This window comes from Klebsiella sp. R390 (assembly GCF_051131745.1).
Lineage (GTDB): Bacteria > Pseudomonadota > Gammaproteobacteria > Enterobacterales > Enterobacteriaceae > Klebsiella.
In genome coordinates this window covers 2,519,175-2,541,724 of sequence record NZ_CP180445.1, presented here as the reverse complement: position 1 = coordinate 2,541,724, position 22,550 = coordinate 2,519,175, and the positions used below count along the sequence as shown (strand labels likewise).

At 55.6% G+C, this 22,550-nt stretch carries 19 protein-coding genes; 14 read left to right on the top strand and 5 right to left on the bottom strand.

The features are described 5' to 3' along the window. Window positions 1-2: 2 nt before the first annotated feature. Window positions 3-1,547, top strand: coding sequence for a threonine ammonia-lyase, biosynthetic (gene ilvA, locus ACMYSP_RS11805; RefSeq protein WP_123758137.1), 1,545 nt, complete (start codon window positions 3-5; stop codon window positions 1,545-1,547). On the opposite strand, the gene ilvY is transcribed toward ilvA, so the two are convergent. Next, window positions 1,544-2,434, bottom strand: a complete 891-nt coding sequence (gene ilvY, locus ACMYSP_RS11800) for an HTH-type transcriptional activator IlvY (RefSeq protein WP_123758136.1) — start codon at window positions 2,432-2,434, stop codon at window positions 1,544-1,546. The two genes, ilvA and ilvY, sit on opposite strands and share 4 nt — an antisense overlap. A gap of 149 nt (window positions 2,435-2,583) precedes the next feature. Between ilvY and ilvC the strand changes: the two genes are divergently transcribed. Next, the gene (gene ilvC / locus ACMYSP_RS11795; protein WP_434586913.1) at window positions 2,584-4,059 is read left to right on the top strand and encodes a ketol-acid reductoisomerase; all 1,476 of its coding nucleotides are present in this window, start codon (window positions 2,584-2,586) and stop codon (window positions 4,057-4,059) included. 122 nt (window positions 4,060-4,181) lie between these two features. Here the strand turns inward: ilvC and ppiC (ACMYSP_RS11790) are convergent, their stop codons facing one another. Together ppiC (ACMYSP_RS11790) and ppiC (ACMYSP_RS11785) are read right to left on the bottom strand one after the other, a co-directional pair. Next, on the bottom strand, window positions 4,182-4,463 hold the full coding sequence (gene ppiC, locus ACMYSP_RS11790; RefSeq protein ID WP_123758134.1) for a peptidylprolyl isomerase PpiC: 282 nt from the start codon (window positions 4,461-4,463) through the stop codon (window positions 4,182-4,184). A 50-nt stretch (window positions 4,464-4,513) separates the two neighbouring features. Next, window positions 4,514-4,795, bottom strand: coding sequence for a peptidylprolyl isomerase PpiC (gene ppiC, locus ACMYSP_RS11785; RefSeq protein WP_434586912.1), 282 nt, complete (start codon window positions 4,793-4,795; stop codon window positions 4,514-4,516). A 112-nt stretch (window positions 4,796-4,907) separates the two neighbouring features. On the opposite strand from ppiC (ACMYSP_RS11785), the gene rep reads away from it, so the two are divergent. Further along, window positions 4,908-6,929: a DNA helicase Rep gene (rep, locus tag ACMYSP_RS11780; protein ID WP_434586911.1), complete on the top strand. Its 2,022-nt coding sequence runs from the start codon at window positions 4,908-4,910 to the stop codon at window positions 6,927-6,929. Between the two features lie 71 nt (window positions 6,930-7,000). Here rep and gppA read toward each other — a convergent pair whose 3' ends face one another. Together gppA and rhlB are read right to left on the bottom strand one after the other, a co-directional pair. Continuing rightward, window positions 7,001-8,491, bottom strand: coding sequence for a guanosine-5'-triphosphate,3'-diphosphate diphosphatase (gppA, locus tag ACMYSP_RS11775; RefSeq protein ID WP_434586910.1), 1,491 nt, complete (start codon window positions 8,489-8,491; stop codon window positions 7,001-7,003). Window positions 8,492-8,616: 125 nt separating this feature from the next. Continuing rightward, window positions 8,617-9,882 (bottom strand): ATP-dependent RNA helicase RhlB, encoded by a 1,266-nt coding sequence (gene rhlB, locus ACMYSP_RS11770; RefSeq protein ID WP_434586909.1) that lies wholly within the window; start codon window positions 9,880-9,882, stop codon window positions 8,617-8,619. A gap of 343 nt (window positions 9,883-10,225) precedes the next feature. On the opposite strand from rhlB, the gene trxA reads away from it, so the two are divergent. From trxA to wzyE, 11 genes are all read left to right on the top strand, one after another. Then, the gene (gene trxA / locus ACMYSP_RS11765; protein WP_123758129.1) at window positions 10,226-10,555 is read left to right on the top strand and encodes a thioredoxin TrxA; all 330 of its coding nucleotides are present in this window, start codon (window positions 10,226-10,228) and stop codon (window positions 10,553-10,555) included. Between the two features lie 332 nt (window positions 10,556-10,887). Continuing rightward, window positions 10,888-12,147, top strand: a complete 1,260-nt coding sequence (rho, locus tag ACMYSP_RS11760; protein WP_002883293.1) for a transcription termination factor Rho — start codon at window positions 10,888-10,890, stop codon at window positions 12,145-12,147. Window positions 12,148-12,387: 240 nt separating this feature from the next. Beyond that, window positions 12,388-13,491: a UDP-N-acetylglucosamine--undecaprenyl-phosphate N-acetylglucosaminephosphotransferase gene (wecA, locus tag ACMYSP_RS11755; protein WP_434586908.1), complete on the top strand. Its 1,104-nt coding sequence runs from the start codon at window positions 12,388-12,390 to the stop codon at window positions 13,489-13,491. Between the two features lie 13 nt (window positions 13,492-13,504). Then, complete coding sequence (gene wzzE, locus ACMYSP_RS11750; protein WP_434586907.1) at window positions 13,505-14,551, top strand: ECA polysaccharide chain length modulation protein; 1,047 nt, start codon at window positions 13,505-13,507, stop codon at window positions 14,549-14,551. Window positions 14,552-14,594: 43 nt separating this feature from the next. Beyond that, entirely contained in the window at window positions 14,595-15,728 is a 1,134-nt protein-coding gene (gene wecB / locus ACMYSP_RS11745) for a non-hydrolyzing UDP-N-acetylglucosamine 2-epimerase (RefSeq protein WP_434586906.1), read from the top strand. Next, on the top strand, window positions 15,725-16,987 hold the full coding sequence (wecC, locus tag ACMYSP_RS11740; protein WP_434586905.1) for a UDP-N-acetyl-D-mannosamine dehydrogenase: 1,263 nt from the start codon (window positions 15,725-15,727) through the stop codon (window positions 16,985-16,987). Before wecB ends, wecC begins: the two co-directional genes overlap by 4 nt. Before the next feature lie 78 nt (window positions 16,988-17,065). Continuing rightward, entirely contained in the window at window positions 17,066-17,740 is a 675-nt protein-coding gene (rffC, locus tag ACMYSP_RS11735; RefSeq protein ID WP_434586904.1) for a dTDP-4-amino-4,6-dideoxy-D-galactose acyltransferase, read from the top strand. A gap of 4 nt (window positions 17,741-17,744) precedes the next feature. After that, on the top strand, window positions 17,745-18,875 hold the full coding sequence (rffA, locus tag ACMYSP_RS11730) for a dTDP-4-amino-4,6-dideoxygalactose transaminase (RefSeq protein ID WP_434586903.1): 1,131 nt from the start codon (window positions 17,745-17,747) through the stop codon (window positions 18,873-18,875). A 1-nt stretch (window position 18,876) separates the two neighbouring features. Further along, window positions 18,877-20,127, top strand: a complete 1,251-nt coding sequence (wzxE, locus tag ACMYSP_RS11725) for a lipid III flippase WzxE (RefSeq protein ID WP_434586902.1) — start codon at window positions 18,877-18,879, stop codon at window positions 20,125-20,127. After that, window positions 20,124-21,203, top strand: a complete 1,080-nt coding sequence (locus tag ACMYSP_RS11720) for a TDP-N-acetylfucosamine:lipid II N-acetylfucosaminyltransferase (protein ID WP_434586901.1) — start codon at window positions 20,124-20,126, stop codon at window positions 21,201-21,203. The genes wzxE and ACMYSP_RS11720 overlap by 4 nt, the downstream gene beginning before the upstream one ends. After that, on the top strand, window positions 21,200-22,549 hold the full coding sequence (gene wzyE / locus ACMYSP_RS11715) for an ECA oligosaccharide polymerase (protein ID WP_434586900.1): 1,350 nt from the start codon (window positions 21,200-21,202) through the stop codon (window positions 22,547-22,549). Before ACMYSP_RS11720 ends, wzyE begins: the two co-directional genes overlap by 4 nt. The last annotated feature ends 1 nt before the right edge of the window (window position 22,550 follow it).

Sequence of the window (22,550 nt, the reverse complement as noted above, 5' to 3'; positions counted from 1 at the left end):
TCATGGCCGAGTCACAACCCCTGTCTGCCGCCCCTGAGGGGGCGGAATATCTCAGGGCGGTGCTACGGGCACCGGTCTATGAAGCAGCACAGATTACGCCGCTGCAGAAAATGGAAAAGCTCTCTTCGCGTCTTGATAACGTGATCCTGGTGAAGCGAGAAGATCGCCAGCCGGTGCATAGCTTCAAGCTGCGTGGGGCCTACGCGATGATGGCGGGGCTGACGGAAGCGCAGAAGGCGCAGGGCGTGATCACCGCGTCTGCGGGTAACCACGCTCAGGGCGTAGCTTTCTCCGCCTCGCGTCTTGGCGTGAAGGCGCTGATCGTGATGCCGGTTGCTACGGCGGATATCAAAGTCGACGCGGTGCGTAACTTTGGTGGTGAGGTCCTGCTGCACGGTGCCAATTTTGACGAAGCGAAAGCAAAGGCCATTGAGCTGGCGCAACAGCAGAACTTCACCTGGGTGCCGCCCTTTGACCACCCGATGGTGATTGCTGGGCAGGGCACGATGGCGCTGGAACTGCTGCAGCAGGATGCTCATCTGGACCGCGTTTTTGTTCCGGTTGGCGGCGGTGGTCTTGCTGCGGGCGTCGCGGTTCTGATCAAGCAGCTGATGCCGCAGATCAAGGTGATTGCGGTGGAAGCGGAAGACTCCGCCTGTCTGAAAGCCGCGCTGGAAGCTGGACATCCGGTGGATCTGCCGCGCGTCGGGCTGTTTGCCGAAGGGGTGGCGGTGAAACGCATCGGTGACGAGACTTTCCGGGTTTGCCAGGAGTATCTCGACGATATCATCACCGTCGACAGCGATGCGATTTGCGCGGCGATGAAAGACCTGTTCGAAGATGTCCGCGCCGTAGCAGAACCGTCCGGCGCGCTGGCGCTGGCGGGGATGAAGAAATATATCGCTCAGCATGATATTCGCGGTGAACGGCTGGCGCACGTGCTGTCCGGCGCCAACGTTAACTTCCACGGCCTGCGCTACGTTTCCGAACGCTGCGAGCTGGGGGAACAACGCGAAGCGCTGCTGGCGGTCACCATTCCGGAAGAGAAAGGCAGCTTCCTGAAGTTTTGTCAGCTGCTGGGCGGGCGTTCAGTCACCGAGTTCAACTATCGTTTCGCTGATGCTCAGGATGCCTGTATCTTCGTTGGTGTCCGCCTCAGCCGCGGCCTGGAAGAGCGCAAAGAGATTCTGGACCTGCTGCGGGAAGGTGGCTATAGCGTGGTCGATCTTTCCGATGACGAAATGGCGAAGCTGCATGTGCGCTACATGGTCGGCGGTCGGCCATCAAAACCACTGCAGGAGCGGCTGTTTAGCTTTGAATTCCCTGAGTCGCCAGGGGCGCTGCTTAAATTCCTGCATACGTTAGGCACCCACTGGAACATTTCGCTGTTCCATTACCGTAGTCATGGGACCGACTATGGTCGCGTGCTGGCCGGCTTTGAGCTTGGCGATCATGAGCCGGATTTTGAAACCCGACTACATGAGCTGGGCTATGACTGCCACGATGAAACACATAACCCGGCATTTCGCTTCTTTCTTGCGGGTTAGTGGTTAGGCAACAGAGACCAGAAAGCATCAATAAGCGGCTCATACAGCCGCTTTTTTTGTGCGCACACGCCCAGCTCAAACGGCGTTTTTTCATCACTGCGCTCTAAAATCATCACGCGATTGCGTACCGGTTCCGGGCTGTTCTCCAGCACCACTTCCGGAATCAGGGCCACGCCGCAGCCCAGCGCGACCATCGAGACCATCGCCTCATGGCCACCCACGGTGGCGTAAATGGACGGGTTGCTGATTTTTTGCCGCCGGAACCACAGTTCGATACGCCGACGTACCGGGCCCTGATCGGCCATGATAAATGGCACCGTTGACCAGTCGGGATTTTCCACCGAAATCTGGCTACGAACCGGGCAAGGCAAGGCCGGTGCTATCAACACTACCGCCAGATTCTCCAGCATCGAAAAAGCCACCGCGCCCGGCAGCGTCTCTGGCTTGCCGGCGATCGCGAGGTCAGCTTCTCCCGTCACCACTTTTTCCATGGCGTCGGCGGCATCGCCGGTGGTGAGCTTAATCTCTACCGAAGGGTGCTCGGCGCGAAAGCGGTCGAGAATAGGCGGCAGATGGCTGTAGGCGGCGGTGACGGAGCAGAAAATATGCAGTTCGCCGGACAGTGACGGGCCTTGCTGATCGATGGTGTGGCGCAATTGCTGATATTGCAACAGCGTTTGCTGGGCAAACGTTCGCAGCTCTTCGCCTGCTTCGGTGAGCGTGACCGTACGGTTATCACGGACAAACAGCGCCTGGCCAAGGTCTTCTTCCAGGCGCTGGATTTGCCGGGAAAGCGTCGAGGGGCTGACGTGCATCGCCCGCGCGCTGCGGCCAAAATGGCGGCTTTCCGCCAGATGCAGGAAGGTTTTCAGATCGCGTAAATCCACTGGCCGCACTCCACGATTTTACATTGCAGATATTGCAATGTGACGTTGTGAATATATCAATTTCCGCAATGAATTTCCTGTCATATAGTAAGTTCATTCTCGCAAAAGCGAACCGAACAATAAGACGTACAACATCACGGAGTATCACCATGGCTAACTACTTTAATACACTGAACCTGCGCCAGCAGCTGGCACAGCTGGGTAAATGTCGTTTTATGGCTCGCGACGAATTCGCCGATGGCGCCAGCTACCTTCAGGGTAAAAAAGTGGTCATCGTCGGCTGCGGCGCCCAGGGCCTGAACCAGGGTCTGAACATGCGTGACTCTGGCCTTGATATCTCCTATGCACTGCGTAAAGAAGCCATCGCTGAAAAACGCGCTTCCTGGCGTAAAGCGACCGAAAACGGTTTTAACGTCGGGACTTATGAAGACCTGATCCCGCAGGCTGACCTGGTGGTTAACCTGACGCCGGACAAACAGCACTCAGACGTTGTACGTTCCGTACAGCCGCTGATGAAAGACGGCGCTGCGCTGGGTTATTCTCACGGTTTCAACATCGTGGAAGTGGGCGAGCAGATCCGTAAAGACATCACCGTCGTGATGGTGGCGCCGAAGTGCCCGGGTACCGAAGTTCGTGAAGAGTACAAACGTGGTTTCGGTGTACCGACGCTGATCGCCGTTCACCCGGAAAACGACCCGAAAGGCGAAGGCATGGCTATCGCTAAGGCCTGGGCTGCGGCGACCGGTGGCCACCGTGCCGGCGTTCTGGAGTCCTCTTTCGTGGCGGAAGTAAAATCTGACCTGATGGGCGAGCAGACTATCCTGTGCGGTATGTTGCAGGCTGGTTCTCTGCTGTGCTTCGACAAGCTGGTGGCTGAAGGTACCGACCCGGCTTACGCAGAAAAACTGATTCAGTTCGGCTGGGAAACCATCACCGAAGCGCTGAAGCAGGGCGGCATCACCCTGATGATGGATCGCCTGTCTAACCCGGCGAAACTGCGTGCTTATGCGCTGTCCGAGCAGCTGAAAGAGATCATGGCGCCGCTGTTCCAGAAACACATGGATGACATCATCTCCGGTGAATTCTCCTCCGGCATGATGGCTGACTGGGCTAACGACGATAAGAAACTGCTGACCTGGCGTGAAGAGACCGGTGCAACCGCGTTCGAAACCGCTCCGCAGTTTGAAGGTAAAATCGGCGAGCAGGAGTACTTCGATAAAGGCGTTCTGATGATCGCTATGGTGAAAGCGGGCGTTGAGCTGGCGTTCGAAACCATGGTTGATTCCGGCATCATTGAAGAGTCCGCTTACTATGAATCACTGCACGAGCTGCCGCTGATTGCCAACACCATCGCGCGTAAGCGTCTGTATGAAATGAACGTGGTTATCTCCGATACCGCAGAATACGGTAACTACCTGTTCTCTTACGCTTGCGTACCGCTGCTGAAAGAGTTCATGACCACACTGCAGACCGGTGACCTCGGTAAAGCGATCGCTGAAGGCGCGGTAGATAACGCCCAGCTGCGTGACGTGAACGATGCGATTCGTAACCACCCGATCGAATCAGTAGGCCATAAGCTGCGCGGCTACATGACTGATATGAAACGTATTGCTGTTGCGGGCTAACGCTTCGCTCTGAATACGATACGCCAATAAATAAAAAACCCGGCATGCGTCAGCGCTGCCGGGTTTTTTGTTTTTGCATCAATCATCGTGAACCGCTCTCAGGTAGAGCGTTTCGGTCGTTGTTACTTGCGGTACAAGACTTTGATGATGTGATAGCCAAACTGGGTGTGCAGCGGGCCGGTTGGCTCCAGCTCAGGGCAGGAGAAGACCACTTTATCAAACGCCGGAACCATCTGGCCCTGACGGAATTCACCTAAATGGCCGCCTTTTTTACCTGACGGGCAGGTAGAGTGTTTTTTCGCCAGCTTCTCGAAGTCGGCGCCGTTTTTGATCTGCTCCAGCAGGTCGAGGGCCAGTTTCTCTTCTTTCACCAGAATGTGCATTGCTGCCGCTGTTTTTGCCATGATCGTGCCTTGATAAGTTGCTATGAATCAGACGGCAATATTAGCATGCGCTAGCGGCGATACAGCACCTTAATGATGTGGTAGCCGAACTTAGTTTTTACCGGCCCGTAGGGTTTTAGCAGTGGGCAACTGAAGACGGCGCTGTCAAACGGGCCAACCATGACGCCCCGGTTAAACTCACCAAGATCGCCGCCATTGCGGCCTGACGGACATTTTGAATAGCGTTTTGCCAGATGATCAAAGCTCACGCCGCGTTCCAGTTTGGCGAGAATTTCTTGGGCCAGCTTTTCTTCTTTTACCAGGATATGCAGGGCTGCTGCGCTCTTTGCCATCGTTTTGCTCTCAGGATTATCGGTGTTGCTACCACTTTACCATTAGCCGGTAAATCTCCTCCCGGCTTTCTGCTACAATCCACACCCCGTTCGAAGATTGAGCAAGATTCCCATGCGTTTAAACCCTGGCCAACAACAAGCCGTCGAATTCGTCACTGGACCGTGCCTGGTGCTGGCGGGCGCCGGCTCCGGTAAGACCCGCGTTATCACCAATAAAATTGCGCACCTGATCCGCGGCTGCGGCTATCAGGCACGCCATATTGCGGCGGTGACCTTCACGAACAAAGCGGCGCGCGAAATGAAAGAGCGTGTCGGGCAAACGCTGGGACGCAAAGAAGCGCGCGGTTTAATGATTTCCACCTTCCATACCTTGGGGCTGGATATTATTAAGCGTGAGTACGCTGCGCTGGGGATGAAATCTAACTTTTCGCTGTTCGATGATACCGACCAGGTGGCTTTGCTCAAGGAGCTGACCGAAGGGCTGATCGAAGACGATAAAGTCGTGCTGCAGCAGCTGATCTCGACGATCTCGAACTGGAAAAACGATCTGCAAACGCCGGCGCAGGCTGCCGCAAATGCGAAGGGCGAGCGGGATCGGATCTTTGCCCACTGCTACGGGCTGTATGATGCACATATGAAAGCCTGTAACGTGCTGGATTTTGACGATCTGATCCTGCTGCCCACGCTGCTGTTGCAGCGCAACGAAGAGGTGCGTGAACGCTGGCAGAACAAGATCCGCTATCTGCTGGTGGATGAGTATCAGGATACCAACACCAGCCAGTACGAGATGGTGAAGCTGCTGGTCGGGCAGCGTGCACGGTTTACCGTGGTGGGCGATGATGACCAGTCGATCTATTCCTGGCGTGGTGCGCGACCGCAAAACCTGGTGCTGCTGAGCCAGGACTTCCCGGCCCTGCAGGTCATTAAGCTAGAACAGAACTACCGTTCTTCCGGGCGCATACTCAAGGCGGCCAACATCCTGATTGCTAACAACCCGCATGTCTTCGAAAAACGCCTGTTTTCCGAACTGGGGTATGGCACAGAGCTTAAAGTCCTCTCGGCGAACCATGAAGAGCACGAAGCGGAGCGGGTGACCGGGGAATTGATTGCCCATCACTTTATCAATAAGACGCAATATAAGGATTACGCAATCCTCTACCGCGGTAACCATCAGTCGCGGGTCTTTGAAAAGATGCTGATGCAGAACCGCATCCCGTACAAAATCTCGGGCGGTACGTCGTTCTTCTCCCGACCGGAGATCAAAGATCTACTGGCCTATCTGCGGGTGCTGACCAACCCTGATGATGACAGCGCCTTTCTGCGCATCGTCAATACACCGAAGCGTGAAATCGGCCCGGCAACGCTGCAAAAGCTGGGCGAATGGGCGATGACCCGCAATAAGAGTTTGTTCACCGCCAGTTTCGATATGGGCCTCACCCAGACGCTCACCGGTCGCGGATACGATGCGCTCACTGGCTTTACGCAGTGGCTGGGCGAGATTCAACGTCTGGCAGAAAATGAGCCGATCGTGGCGGTACGCGACCTGATCCGCGGGGTGGATTATGAGTCCTGGCTGTATGAGACCTCCCCGAGCCCGAAAGCAGCAGAAATGCGCATGAAAAACGTCAACCAGCTGTTTAGCTGGATGACCGAGATGCTGGAAGGCAGCGAAATTGACGAGCCAATGACCCTCACTCAGGTCGTCACCCGCTTCACGCTGCGCGATATGATGGAGCGCGGCGAGTCAGACGAAGAGTCGGATCAGGTGCAGCTGATGACCCTGCATGCCTCGAAAGGGTTGGAATTTCCCTATGTTTACCTGGTGGGCATGGAAGAGGGGTTGCTTCCCCATCAGAGCAGCATCGATGAAGATAACGTTGATGAAGAGCGCCGGCTGGCCTACGTGGGGATCACCCGCGCGCAGAAAGAACTGACGTTTACGCTGTGCAAAGAGCGGCGCCAGTACGGAGAACTGGTACGCCCGGAGCCAAGTCGCTTTTTGCTGGAGCTACCGCAGGATGACCTGATCTGGGAGCAGGAGCGCAAAGTGATTACTCCGGAAGAGCGGATGCATAAAGGACAGGCCAACGTTGCCAATATCCGGGCCATGCTGGCAAAAGCGAAAGGTAAGTAACAGGCAGGATGTGCCCGGTGACGCGCACCGGGGACATTTTAGCGTTGCCGCCGTATCAGGATCGGGCGGAATTAAGCCACTTCCAGCGGCCAGTGGACATAGCTTTGCCACTGGCACTCTTGTTCCACCATCTCCCGACCCAGTGGATGGTTTTCCAGCCATTCGTCCGGTAGCGTCAGCATCAGTTTCTCACCGTCGACCGTCAGCCCAATGGCGGGCAGAAGATCGTCGCGACGGCGGCTGGCAAACAGGATCGCCAGACGCAGCAAGCGGCATAAATGTTCTGCCACTCGCGGCTTCACCGCATTTTGCTGGTGGAGCGAAGAGAGGTCGATGGCGTTGGTTTGATTCAGTAATAACGTGGCGAGCAGCTTTTTTTGTGCCGGGGTGAAGCCGGGCAGGTCAAGGTTGCTCACCAGATAGGCAGCATGCTGGGGCGCGCGTTTAAAATCCACGCTCAGGCCGATTTCATGTAGCGCGCAGGCGCTGGCCAGCAGCTCGCGGCTCAGTGATTCCAGCTCCCAGCTGTCGTCCAGTTGATTTACCAGATGGGCCGCAAGATGGGTCACCCGCTGGGCCTGCTCGGTATCGATCATAAAGCGGCGCTGAATATTGCGCAGGGTTCGACTGCGAATATCCTGATCGACGGACAGATGCAGCATGCCGTAGACTAGCCCTTCACGTAGCGCGCCGCCCGCGAGGGTCATACACTGAATATTCAGTTCGCTGAAGATGGCAATAAGAATGGCCAGGCCGCTTGGAAAAACCAGCGCACGCTCTAAGGTCAGGCCTTCGATTTCCAGCTCTTCCAGGCGCCCGCACTGGATCGCCCGTTGTTTGAGCTGCTGCAGTTTGGCTAAGGTGATGCGTTCATCCATTCCCTGCGCCATCATGATTTCCTGCAGCGCCTGCACGGTACCGGATGCGCCAACGCACACTTTCCAGCCGTGATAGTTCAGGGTGTCAGTAATCGGGCGCAGAACCTCGCGCGCGGCATCTTCTGCGAGTTCGAAGTTTTCTTTCGTCAGGTTACGATCGGCGAAGTAGCGTTCCAGCCAGGTCACACACCCCATTGACAGGCTAAAGAGTGACGTGGTCTGTGCGCCTGTGCCGGTCACCAGTTCGGTACTGGCACCGCCGATATCGACCACCAGTCGGCGATCTTCACCGCCAGTGGTATGCGCCACGCCTTGATAGATCAGACGTGCTTCTTCTTCACCGCTAATCACCTGCACCGGACAGCCGAGGATTTCCCGCGCCTTCGCTAAAAACTCGTCGGCGTTGACGGCCAGGCGTAACGTGGCGGTTGCCACCACGCGAATTTGAACCGGAGGGATATCCTGCAGGCGTTCGGCAAACAGGCGCAGGCACTGCCATCCACGCTCCATCGCGTCTGCGGAGAGCGCATTATCACTGTTCAGGCCAGCGGCCAGACGCACTTTGCGCTTGATGCGGCTGAGCGTCTGGATGCTCCCGGCCACCTCGCGAACAACCAACATATGAAAGCTATTAGAACCAAGATCGATAGCTGCATAAAGCGAGGTGGAACTCATACACTTCATCCTTCACGTTGCCTCTGGGTTGACGGCGTTCTCGCGCCCGAATCACTTACCTGTGTAAGCGCATCGGGATTCACTCTCTTGCCGCCTTGATGCATCCTGAAGGATTTTGTGTATGGCATAAATCTTTAACCTGAACGACGACGGTTACGAGGCGGACCATTGCGACGCGGGCCATTACCTGTGCGTGGGCGCGCCAGGCGCAGCGGCTTAGGCAAATCGGTCATGAGTGCGTCTGGGTTGTACTTGCTGACCGGAATAGAATGACCGGTGTAGGTCTCAATCGCCGGCAGGTTCAACGCGTACTCTTCACAGGCCAGGCTGATGGAGTGACCGCTGGCGCCCGCGCGACCGGTACGGCCGATACGGTGAACGTAATCTTCGCAGTCGTCCGGCAGGTCAAAGTTAAAGACGTGCGTAACGGCTGGGATATGCAGACCACGTGCAGCAACGTCTGTCGCCACCAGAATGTCGATATCGCCACGTGTAAAATCTTCAAGAATACGCAGGCGTTTTTTCTGTGCGACGTCGCCGGTTAACAGGCCAACACGATGGCCGTCTGCGGCCAGATGACCCCAGATATCTTCACAACGATGTTTGGTGTTAGCGAAAATAATCGCGCGGTCCGGCCACTCTTCTTCCAGCAAGGTCTGCAGCAGACGCATTTTTTCTTCGTTGGAAGGATAGAACAGCTCTTCTTTAATACGGTGCCCCGTTTTCTGTTCCGGCTCGACTTCAACATATTCGGCGTTGTTCATCTGCTCAAACGCCAGTTCGCGGACGCGGTAAGAAAGGGTAGCGGAGAACAGCATGTTCAGGCGCTGGTTGGTTGGCGGCATACGGCGGAACAACCAACGGATATCTTTAATAAAGCCGAGATCGTACATGCGATCGGCTTCATCCAGTACGACCACCTGGATTGCACCAAGGTTAATGTGATTCTGTTTTGCGTAATCGATCAGACGACCGGTCGTGCCGATCAGAATGTCGACGCCGCTTTCCAGGACTTTCAGCTGCTTATCGTAGCCGTCGCCGCCATACGCCAGACCCAGCTTCAGGCCTGTCGCCTGCGCCAGAGGCTCTGCGTCAGCGTGAATCTGTACCGCCAGCTCACGCGTTGGTGCCATGATCAGCGCGCGCGGTTGGTTGACCTGGCGGTCTTCTTTAGCCGGGTGAGTGAGAAGATAATGAAACGTTGACGTCAGGAACGCCATTGTTTTACCGGTACCGGTTTGCGCCTGCCCGGCGACATCACGACCTTCCAGTGTCAGTGGAAGTGCGAGAGCCTGAATGGGCGTACAATTATGAAAGCCTTTCTTTTCAAGGGCTTCAATCACTGCCGGGTGCAGGGCGAAGTCGGAAAACTTCTGTTCTGTTAAATGTGTTTTGCTCATAGTGTGGTAGAATATCAGCTTACTATTGCATTAAGAAAGCGTATCCGTTGAAATAACGTCAACCTTTCGTTGGCTATACGCGAAATGACTTAGGCTGCATCTGCGGCAACCGAATGAATCCTCGAAAGCTTAGACTACTCAGCGAGCCGAGGGGGATTAATCTACCCGAAACGGGTTGATGACGGTTTGTTTTGGCGCCTGCGCGATGAAGTCCATGAGGGACCGGGTCGTACAGACGTCAGTATAAAGAGGCATCCTGAAGATTAACGTGTATAACGTAGCATCGGCACGTCGTTGATGTCTGCGACACCAACACACCAGGCTTATTCCTGTGGAGTTAAATATGAGCGATAAAATTATTCACCTGACTGACGACAGTTTTGACACGGACGTACTCAAGGCTGACGGGCTAACCCTCGTCGATTTCTGGGCAGAGTGGTGCGGTCCGTGCAAAATGATCGCCCCGATTCTGGATGAGATCGCTGAAGAGTATCAGGGCAAACTGACCATTGCTAAATTGAACATTGATCAGAATCCGGGTACTGCGCCAAAGTATGGCATTCGCGGCATCCCAACCCTGCTGCTGTTTAAGAACGGCGAAGTTGCGGCAACGAAGGTTGGCGCACTGTCTAAAGGCCAACTGAAAGATTTCCTCGACGCCAACCTGGCGTAAGCGGTTTGCCATTCCGGCGTCCGGGGCCCTATTTTTAGCGGAACTCTGGACGCCCGGCTAGAGTCGTGCTAAGTTAACTTCAGACTTCGTTTTAAACATACCTTTATTGTTTGAATCTTGTTTTACCCAAAGCATCCCGCAGCAATGCGCGAGAAGCTACAAATTCCGGGCTTATCACTCTTTCCGTTTGTCGTTCCAGCTCTGCGTTCTTTCCTGTGACCAGGCAACGTACAGGCACGAGATGAAGGCCGTTAACAGGCATGGAAGTTCCTGCCATACCATTCACAACATTAAGTTCGAGTTCTACCCCGAGTTTAAGAACCCACACCATTATGAATCTTACCGAATTAAAGAATACGCCGGTTTCTGAGCTGATTACTCTCGGCGAAAATATGGGGCTGGAAAACCTGGCCCGTATGCGTAAGCAGGATATTATTTTTGCCATCCTCAAGCAGCATTCGAAGAGTGGCGAAGATATCTTTGGCGATGGCGTACTGGAGATACTGCAGGATGGATTTGGATTCCTCCGCTCCGCAGACAGCTCCTACCTCGCCGGTCCCGACGACATCTACGTATCCCCTAGCCAAATCCGCCGTTTCAACCTCCGAACTGGTGACACCATTTCCGGTAAGATTCGTCCTCCTAAAGAGGGTGAGCGTTACTTTGCACTGTTGAAAGTTAACGAAGTTAACTACGACAAGCCGGAAAATGCGCGTAATAAGATCCTGTTCGAGAACTTAACGCCGCTGCACGCCAACTCTCGTCTGCGTATGGAGCGTGGTAACGGTTCTACTGAAGACTTAACCGCTCGCGTACTGGATCTGGCCTCGCCGATCGGTCGTGGTCAGCGTGGTCTGATTGTCGCGCCGCCGAAAGCGGGTAAAACCATGCTGCTGCAGAACATTGCGCAGAGCATCGCGTACAATCACCCTGACTGCGTGCTGATGGTGCTGCTGATCGACGAACGTCCGGAAGAAGTGACCGAGATGCAGCGTCTGGTTAAAGGTGAAGTTGTTGCTTCGACCTTTGACGAACCGGCATCCCGCCACGTTCAGGTTGCCGAGATGGTTATCGAGAAGGCGAAACGCCTGGTTGAGCATAAGAAAGACGTTATCATTCTGCTCGACTCCATTACCCGTCTGGCCCGTGCGTACAACACCGTGGTCCCGGCATCAGGTAAAGTGCTGACCGGTGGTGTGGACGCCAACGCCCTGCACCGTCCGAAGCGTTTCTTCGGTGCTGCACGTAACGTTGAAGAGGGCGGTAGCCTGACCATCATCGCGACGGCCCTGATCGATACCGGTTCCAAAATGGACGAAGTTATCTACGAAGAGTTTAAGGGCACCGGTAACATGGAACTGCACCTCTCTCGTAAGATTGCTGAAAAACGCGTCTTCCCGGCTATCGACTACAACCGTTCCGGTACCCGTAAAGAAGAGCTGCTCACCACTCAGGAAGAGCTGCAGAAGATGTGGATCCTGCGCAAAATCATCCATCCAATGGGTGAAATCGACGCGATGGAGTTCCTCATCAATAAGCTGGCGATGACCAAAACTAACGATGACTTCTTCGACATGATGAAGCGTTCGTAAGTTAACAAAGCCAAAAAAACGCCACGCAACCGCGTGGCGTTTTGTTTTTGGGATTTGTATGATCCAGGAAGGGAAAACAAAACGTGTATTATCGTATGATTAGCGTACCGCTCCAGGCAGAGACAACTTTAACAGACTAAAATCTATACAATAAATTTGTAATGTTCTGCTTTACCCCTTCAGGAGTTGAGACATCGTCGTTATACTTCCCGGATTAACCATGCTGAGAGCACATGTGTTGTGAATTTACTCACTGCTATTACTGAATTAATCAGTATTTTTTTATTCACTACCCTTTTTATTTTTGTTGCTCGCAAAGCGGCAAAAAAAGTCGGGTTAGTGGATAAACCTAACTATCGAAAACGGCACCAGGGTTTGGTTCCGTTAGTGGGTGGCATCTCAGTTTACGCCGGCATTTGTTTTACCTTTGCTATCGCCGATTATTACATTCCCCATGCCTCCTTATACCTGGCCTGCGCCGGGATCCTTGTGCTGGTGGGGGCGCTGGATGACCGGTTTGATATCAGCGTAAAAATTCGTGCGGTTATCCAGGCCGCCATTGCCGTCGTGATGATGACGGCAGGAAACCTGCATCTGAGCAGTCTGGGCTTTATCTTCGGCTCGTGGGAGCTGGTCCTTGGCCCGTTTGGCTTCTTCCTCACCCTCTTCGCCGTGTGGGCAGCGATCAACGCGTTTAATATGGTCGATGGCATCGACGGCCTGCTCGGTGGCCTGTCATCGGTCTCCTTCGCCGCCACCGGTATCATTCTGTGGTTCGACGGCCAGTACAGTCTGGCAATGTGGTGTTTTGCGATGATAGCCGCCATTTTGCCCTATATTTTACTGAACCTCGGCGCCCTTGGCCGTCGTTATAAAGTCTTTATGGGTGATGCTGGCAGCACCATGATTGGCTTCACCATTATCTGGATTCTGCTGGAAACTACCCAGGGCAAAACGCACCCGATCAGCCCGGTGACCGCGCTGTGGATTATTGCGATTCCGCTCATGGATATGGTGGCGATTATGTATCGTCGCCTGCGTAAGGGAATGAGTCCGTTCTCTCCGGACCGCCAGCACATTCATCATTTGATCATGCGTGCCGGGTTTACTTCCCGACAAGCGTTTGTACTGATTACTCTGGCAGCGGCAATACTGGCGCTGGTGGGCGTGGCGGCGGAATACACCCGCATCGTTCCTGAATGGGTGATGTTAATCCTCTTTTTATTGGCCTTTTTCCTTTATGGCTACTGCATTAAACGCGCATGGAAAGTGGCGCGACTGGTTAAACGCATCAGACGTAGAATTCGGCGGCACAGCGGCAATAATCCAAAATTAACCAAGTAGAACTGGGGACGTGATGACTCAACCATTACCGGGAGCACAAGCAGTGAACGTTGAGAATGAGCTGGATATTCGCGGGCTGTTTCGCGCCTTATGGGCAGGAAAAATCTGGATAGTCGGCATGGCCGTGCTATTTGCGCTGATCGTTCTGGTTTATGCCTTCTTTGCTCGCCAGGAGTGGAGTGCAACGGCGATAACCGATCGACCCACCGTCAATATGCTGGGTGGCTACTATTCTCAGCAGCAGTTCTTACGCAATCTGGATATCAAAGCCAATCTTGTGCCGGTCGACCAGCCTTCGGCGATGGATCAGGCCTACAAAGAGTTCATCATGCAGCAGGGCTCCTGGGATACCCGCCGCGATTTTTGGTTGCAGACGGATTACTACAAGCAGCGTCAGTCGGGCAATGCCCGGGCCGATGCCGCGCTGCTGGATGAGCTGATCAATAACATTCAGTTTATGCCCGGCGACCCGCTGAAAAACGTTAACGACAGCGTGAAGCTGACGGCGGAAACCGCACCGGATGCCAATAATCTGCTGCGCCAGTACGTCGCGTTCGCCAGCCAACGTGCAGCAGGGCATCTGAACGATGAACTGCGCGGCGCCTGGGCGGCTCGTACCGTACAGATGAAAGCGCAGGTGAAACGCCAGGAAGAGGTGGCGCGAGAAATTTTTAACCGCCGCACCCACAGCGTGGAAGAGGCGTTGAAAGTCGCACAGCAGCACAATATTTCCCGTAGCGAAACGGATGTTCCGGCGGACCAGCTTCCGGACTCCGAACTGTTTTTACTCGGCAGGCCGATGCTGCAGGCACGACTGGAAAATTTACAGGCGGTTGGTCCGGAATACGATCTCGACTATGACCAAAGCCGTGCCATGCTGAATACGCTCAACGTAGGGCCGACCTTAGACCCACGTTTTCAGACTTACCGGTATTTGCGAACGCCGGAAGAACCTGTAAAACGTGATAGCCCGCGGCGTGTATTCCTTATGGTGATGTGGGGAATCGTAGGGGCGCTCATTGGTGCAGGCGTTGCATTATCGCGTCGCCGGGTCCAGTGATGAAGGGCAAATGGACTTCATCACCTAATCGAAGAGAATCGATGTGAAAGTACTAACGGTATTTGGCACAAGACCCGAAGCCATCAAAATGGCACCTCTGGTTCACGCACTGGCAAAGGATCCTCACTTTGAGGCCAAAGTGTGCGTCACCGCGCAGCATCGCGAGATGCTCGATCAGGTGCTAAAACTTTTTTCTATTGTTCCGGATTATGACCTCAATATCATGCAGCCAGGCCAGGGCCTGACTGAAATTACCTGCCGCATCCTCGAGGGGCTGAAGCCGGTTCTGGAGTCGTTTAAACCCGATGTCGTGCTGGTGCATGGCGATACCACCACGACAATGGCCGCGAGTCTGGCCGCATTTTACCAGCAGATCCCGGTCGGGCATGTTGAAGCCGGTCTGCGTACTGGCGACCTGAGCTCGCCCTGGCCAGAAGAGGGCAACCGTACGTTGACCGGGCGCCTGGCGACCTGGCACTTCGCGCCAACGGAAACTTCGCGGGAAAACCTGCTGAAGGAAAACATCGCGCCGGGCCAGATCACGGTGACCGGTAATACGGTGATCGACGCGCTGTTCTGGGTTCGCGATCGGGCGCTGGGCGATGAAGCGCTGCGTACCACGCTGATGCAGCGTTACCCTTTCCTGGCGAATGGTAAGAAGATGATTCTGGTCACCGGCCACCGCCGGGAGAGCTTCGGTCGTGGGTTTGAGCAAATCTGCCAGGCGCTGGCAGAGATTGCCGCCAGCCATCCCGAAGTACAAATTGTCTATCCGGTTCACCTGAACCCGAACGTCAGCGAGCCGGTGAATCGTATTCTCGGCCACGTGGATAACGTGATTTTGATCGAACCGCAGGATTACCTGCCGTTTGTCTGGCTGATGGATAACGCCTGGCTGATCCTCACCGACTCAGGCGGCATTCAGGAAGAAGCACCCTCTCTGGGGAAACCGGTGCTGGTGATGCGTGACATGACGGAGCGCCCGGAGGCGGTAGCCGCAGGCACCGTGCGTCTGGTCGGGACCGACCGTCAGCGCATCGTTGCTGAAGTCATGCATTTGCTTAAAGATGATGCCGCGTATCAGGCCATGAGCCGGGCGCATAATCCTTATGGCGATGGCCAGGCATGTCACCGTATTTTGTCCGCACTTAAAAATAAAAATCAGGTAACGCTATGAGTTTTTCTACCATTTCAGTGATTGGCCTCGGGTACATTGGCTTGCCAACCGCTGCCGCGTTCGCCTCCCGGCAGAAGCGGGTGGTCGGCGTTGATATTAATCAACATGCCGTGGAGACCATTAACCGTGGGGAGATTCATATCGTTGAACCGGATCTGGCGAGCGTCGTCAAAACGGCGGTCGAGCAGGGCTATTTAAGCGCCACGACCACGCCGGTTGTGGCGGATGCCTATCTGATTGCGGTTCCTACGCCGTTTAAAGACCAGCACGAACCGGATATGGTTTTTGTGGAGTCGGCGGCGAAATCTATTGCACCGGTGCTGAAGAAAGGAGCGCTGGTGATTCTGGAGTCAACCTCTCCGGTGGGGGCCACCGAACAGATGGCCGCCTGGCTGGCGGAAATGCGCCCGGATCTGAGTTTCCCGCAACAGGCCGGTGAAGCGGCGGACGTCAATATTGCCTACTGCCCGGAGCGTGTTTTGCCGGGGCAGGTGATGGTCGAGCTGATTAAAAATGACCGTGTTATCGGCGGAATGTCACCGGTGTGTTCTGCGCGCGCTAGCGAACTGTACAAAATCTTCCTTGAAGGCGAGTGCGTGGTGACTAACTCCCGCACCGCTGAGATGTGTAAGCTGACCGAAAACAGCTTCCGCGACGTCAATATTGCCTTTGCGAACGAACTGTCGCTGATCTGCGCCGAGCAGGGGATTAACGTCTGGGAGCTGATTCGCCTGGCGAACCGTCATCCGCGTGTGAATATTCTGCAGCCGGGGCCGGGAGTTGGCGGGCACTGTATTGCGGTCGACCCGTGGTTTATCGTGGCGCAAAACCCGCAGCAGGCGCGACTCATCCGAACCGCCCGTGAAGTTAACGATCATAAGCCTGACTGGGTTATTAGCCAGGTGAAAGCGCAGGTCGCGGATTGCCTGGCAGCCAGCAATAAGCGCGCCAGCGAACTGAAAATCGCCTGCTTTGGCCTGGCGTTTAAGCCCAACATCGACGATCTGCGTGAAAGCCCGGCGATGGCTATCGCGAAGCAAATTGCCCATTGGCACAGCGGTGACACCTGGGTGGTTGAACCCAATATTCACCAGCTGCCGAAGCAGCTGGATGGCCTGTGTTCGCTGGCCTTGCTGGAGGATGCTTTAGCCGGTGCCGATGTGCTGGTGATGCTGGTGGACCATAATGAGTTTAAAGCCATCAGCGGCGACAGCGTGACGCAGACTTATATTGTCGATACCAAAGGGGTATGGCGGTGAGTCCAATGTTGGTCAGTGACACCCGTCCGCGTTGTCTTTCGGGCGCTGGCCCTGACCACCCTGTCCGGGATACCTCTCATGTCTCTCCATGCCAGTATTGAACCCCTGGAATGGGAAAATCGCTTCTTTGGCATTCATAGTGCGATAGTCCGTTTCCGTGACGATGCCCCGCCGCTGACCGCGCAAGCGTTGGCGGGCTGGTCACGTCTGCAAGCAAAGATCGAGGCAGAGAACCGCGAACAGCTGGATGCGCTCCAGCAGCTGGGCTTCCAGTTGGTGGAGGGCGAGGTCGATCTGGCACTGCCGGTCGGAGCCCCAGGCGGTGCGTGCGGTGACGTGGCGACCGTGGCGGATATTCCCCGGTTACGCGAGCTGGCGGCCCAGGCGTTTTCCCAAAGCCGCTTCCGCGCCCCCTGGTACGCGGCGGACGCCAGCGGCAGGTTCTATGCGCAATGGATTGAAAACGCGGTACGCGGCACGTTCGATAACCAGTGCCTGATTTTTCGCGCCGCCGATGGCGATATTCGCGCGTTTGTTTCACTGCGCCAGCTCAACGAGACGGACGCCCGAATTGGTCTGTTGGCCGGCCGCGGTGCCGGCGCTGAGCTGATGCAGGCCGCACGGTGCTGGGCCAGAGATCGTCAACTCTCTACACTGCGGGTGGCAACCCAGATGGGCAATACCGCCGCGCTTAAACGTTATATTCTCAGCGGTGCGAATGTGGAAAACACCGCGTACTGGTTATACAGGTGACAACATGATCCCATTTAACGCACCGCCGGTCGTCGGTACCGAGCTTGAGTTTATGCAATCCGCGATGGGCAGCGGCAAGCTGTGTGGCGATGGCGGATTTACCCGCCGCTGCCAGCAATGGATGGAGCAGCGTTTCGGGACGGCAAAAGCGCTGCTGACGCCTTCCTGCACCGCTTCGCTGGAGATGGCGGCGCTGCTGCTGGATATCCAGCCGGGCGATGAAGTGATTATGCCAAGCTACACCTTTGTTTCGACCGCCAACGCCTTTGTACTGCGCGGGGCAAAAATCGTCTTTGTTGATATTCGCCGCGATACCATGAACATCGACGAAACGAAGATTGAAGCCGCGATTAGCGAGAAAACCCGGGCGATTGTGCCGGTGCACTATGCCGGCGTGGCCTGCGAGATGGACACCATCATGGCTCTTGCCAGCAAATACAACCTGTTCGTGGTTGAAGATGCCGCACAGGGCGTGATGTCGACCTACAAAGGTCGCGCGCTGGGCACCATCGGCCATATCGGCTGTTTCAGCTTCCATGAAACCAAAAACTACACCGCCGGCGGTGAAGGCGGGGCGACGCTGATCAACGATCGTCAGCTGATCGAGCGCGCAGAAATTATCCGCGAGAAGGGCACTAACCGCAGCCAGTTCTTCCGTGGTCTGGTGGATAAGTACACCTGGCGCGATATCGGATCCAGCTACTTAATGTCCGATCTGCAGGCGGCCTACCTGTGGGCACAGCTGGAGGCGGCTGAACAGATCAACCAACAGCGCCTGACATTATGGCAGCGTTATTACGACGCGCTGCTGCCGCTAGCCAAGGCCGGGCGCATCGATCTGCCCGTTATTCCTGCTGACTGCGGGCATAACGCGCATATGTTTTATATCAAGCTGCGCGATATCGACGATCGCAGCAACCTGATTGCCTGGCTGAAAGAGGCGGAAATCCTGGCGGTGTTCCATTACATCCCGCTGCATAGCTGCCCGGCGGGCGAGCAATTCGGCGAGTTCCGCGGTGAGGATCGTCACACCACTCAGGAAAGCGAACGTTTGCTGCGCCTGCCGCTGTTCTACAACCTGACGTCGACCAACCAGCGTACGGTGATTAACTCGCTCCTGAGCTATTTCTCCTGATATGTCGCTGGCTAGAGCTTCACTGTGGACCGCCGCATCTACGCTGGTTAAAATTGGCGCCGGGCTGCTGGTGGTTAAACTGCTGGCAGTCTCCTATGGACCAGCAGGGGTTGGCCAGGCGGGTAACTTCCGCCAGTTGGTCACCGTGCTTGGCGTGCTGGCAGGTGCGGGTATTTTCAATGGCGTGACCAAACTGGTCGCGCAACACCATGACGATCGACAGCAGCTCAATAACGTGGTCGGTACCGCTTCGGCGATGGTGCTCGGCTTCTCGACGCTGTTGGCACTCATCTTTCTGCTGGCGGCGGCACCGATTAGCCAGGGGCTGTTTGGCCACACCCATTACCAGGGGCTGGTTCGCCTTGTGGCGCTGGTACAAATGGGGATTGCGTGGGCCAACCTGCTGCTGGCGTTGATGAAAGGTTTTCGCGATGCGGCGGGGAATGCCCTGTCGCTGATCGCCGGTAGCCTGATTGGCGTCGTGGCCTACTATGGCTGCTACCATTTTGCTGGCTATCAGGGCGCGCTGCTTGGGCTGGCGCTGGTACCGGCACTGGTGGTGGTGCCGGCGGCCATTGTGTTATGGCGGCGTGGGACCATTCCGCTCAGTGCGCTGCGGCCGCGCTGGGATAACGGCCTGGCCGGGCAGCTTTCCAAATTTACCCTGATGGCGCTGATGACCTCGGTGACATTACCGGTGGCCTACGTGATGATGCGTAATCTGCTGGCGGACCGCTATGGCTGGGAAGCGGTCGGGATTTGGCAAGGGGTCAGCAGCATTTCCGATGCCTATCTGCAGTTTATTACCGCATCGTTTAGCGTTTACCTGCTGCCGACGCTCTCGCGATTGACGGACAAATCGGCGATTACCCGCGAGATTGGCAAATCATTAAAATTTGTCCTCCCGGCGGTGGCTGCGGCGAGCTTAACCGTCTGGTTGTTACGCGATTTTGCCATCTGGCTGCTATTTTCAGACCGCTTTACGGCGATGCGCGACCTGTTTGCCTGGCAACTGGTGGGCGATGTGCTTAAGGTGGGTGCCTATGTTTATGGTTATCTGGTGATCGCGAAAGCGTCACTGCGCTTTTATATACTTACGGAAATCAGCCAGTTTACGCTGCTGACCGCTTTCTCGCACTGGCTGATCCCAGCGAATGGTGCAATTGGCGCGGCGCAGGCGTATATGGCAACTTATATTGTTTATTTCGCCCTTTGTAGTGGCGTGTTTTTACTCTGGCGTAAACGGGCATGACAGCACTGATACATGTACTGGGATCGGATATCCCGCACCACAACCAGACCGTTCTGCGGTTTTTTAACGACGAACTGGCCGCATATGACGAGCAGGCGCGTCAGTTTATGGTCGTCGGTGATGCAACAGGAGTTCGCGAGGCGTACCCGGCGTTGTCTATCACCTGCTATTCCGGGAAAAAGTCGCTGGCGCAGGCGGTCATTGCTCAGGCAAAGGCCAATCGTCAGCAGCGCTTTTTTTTCCACGGTCAGTTTAATACCGGGCTGTGGCTGGCTCTGCTAAGCGGCGGCATTCGTCCTGCCCAGTTTAACTGGCATATCTGGGGCGCCGATCTGTATGAGAATTCGTCCAGCCTGAAGTTCCGTCTGTTCTACCCGCTGCGGCGTCTGGCGCAGGGGAGAGTCGGGCGCGTATTTGCCACCCGGGGCGATCTGAGCTGGTTTGCCCGTCGCCATCCGCGCGTGCCTGGCGAACTGCTCTATTTCCCGACGCGTATGGACCCGGCGCTTAATTCGCTGGCCGATAGCGCCCCACAGACCCAGACGCTGACCATTCTGGTCGGCAACTCTGGCGATCGCAGCAACGAACATATTGCGGCGCTGCAGGCTATTCATCGGCAGTTTGGCGATACGGTGAACGTGATCCTGCCGATGGGCTACCCGGAAAACAATGCGGACTATATTCGCGAAGTGCAGGCGGAAGGCGCGGCGTTGTTCTGTGCCGCACACCTGCAGATACTGAGCGAAAAGCTGGAATTTCATGATTATCTGGACCTGCTGCGTCGCTGCGATCTGGGCTACTTCCTGTTTGCCCGCCAGCAAGGTATCGGTACATTATGTTTGTTGATTCAGGCGGGGATCCCCTGTGTGTTGAACCGGGAGAATCCGTTCTGGCAGGATATGACGGAGCAGCATATCCCGGTGCTGTTTACCGGCGATACGCTGGATGTCGCCGTCGTACGCGAGGCGCAGCGCCAGCTGGCTGGCGTTGATAAGAACCAGATTGCTTTCTTCCGGCCGAACTATCTCGCGGGCTGGCAGCAGGCGTTGCGGATTGCGGCGGGGGTCAACTCATGACATTAATGCCATTTTGCGGACTGCTGGTGGTCTGGCTGCTGTCGACGCTTTTTATCGCCACCCTGACCTACTTTGAGTTTCGCCGCGTGCGCTTTAACTTCAACGTGTTTTTCTCGTTGCTGTTTTTGCTGACGTTCTTCTTTGGCTTCCCGCTGACCAGCATTCTGGTGTTCCGCTTTGATGTGAGCGTCGCCCCGCCGGACGTGCTGCTGCAAACGTTGCTGGTGTCGGTGTGCTTCTACGCGGTCTACTACGTGACCTATAAGACCCGTCTGCGCTCGGCCACAGACGATAGCCAGCGCCGCCCGCTGTTTACCATGAACCGCGTCGAAACCCATCTGGCCTGGGGCATTTTGCTGGGTATTGCCCTGTTATGCCTTGGGATTTTCTTTGCCCATAACGGCTTCTTGCTGTTCCGGCTCAACTCTTACAGCCAGATCTTCTCCAGCGAAGTCTCCGGCGTGGCGTTGAAGCGATTTTTCTATTTCTTTATCCCGGCGATGCTGGTGGTCTACTTCCTGCGCCAGGATTATAAGGCGTGGATCTTCTTCCTGATCAGCACCGCGGCGTTCGGCCTGCTGACCTACGCGATTGTCGGCGGTACCCGCGCCAATATTATTATCGCTTTCGCTATCTTCTTGTTTATCGGCATCATTCGTGGCTGGATTAGCCTGTGGATGCTGGCGGCGGCAGGTGTTCTGGGGATTGTGGGGATGTTCTGGCTGGCGCTCAAACGCTATGGGATGAACGTCAGCGGTGATGAAGCGTTTTATACTTTCCTGTACCTGACCCGCGATACCTTCTCGCCGTGGGAGAACCTGGCGCTGCTGCTGCAGAACTACGATAAGATCGAGTTCCAGGGGCTGGCGCCGATGATCCGCGACTTCTACGTCTTTATTCCCAGCTGGATGTGGCACGGCCGGCCATCGATGGTGCTCAACACCGCCAACTACTTTACCTGGGAAGTGCTGAACAACCACTCTGGCCTGGCTATTTCCCCCACGCTGATCGGCTCGCTGGTGGTGATGGGCGGCGTATGGTTTGTGCCGCTGGGTGCGGTGGCGGTTGGGCTTATCATCAAATGGTTCGACTGGTTGTATGAGCTGGGCAACCGGGAAACTAACCGCTATAAAGCGGCTATTCTGCATAGCTTCTGTTTTGGCGCTATCTTCAACATGATAGTGCTGGCGCGCGAAGGGCTGGATTCGTTTGGCTCACGCGTGGTGTTTTTCCTCGTGATCTTTGGCATCTGTTTACTGGCGGCGAAACTGCTGTACTGGCTGCTGGATAGTGCGGGGTTGATTCATCGGCGGGTCAAGCCGCTTTCACAACCTCAGGTCAGATAAG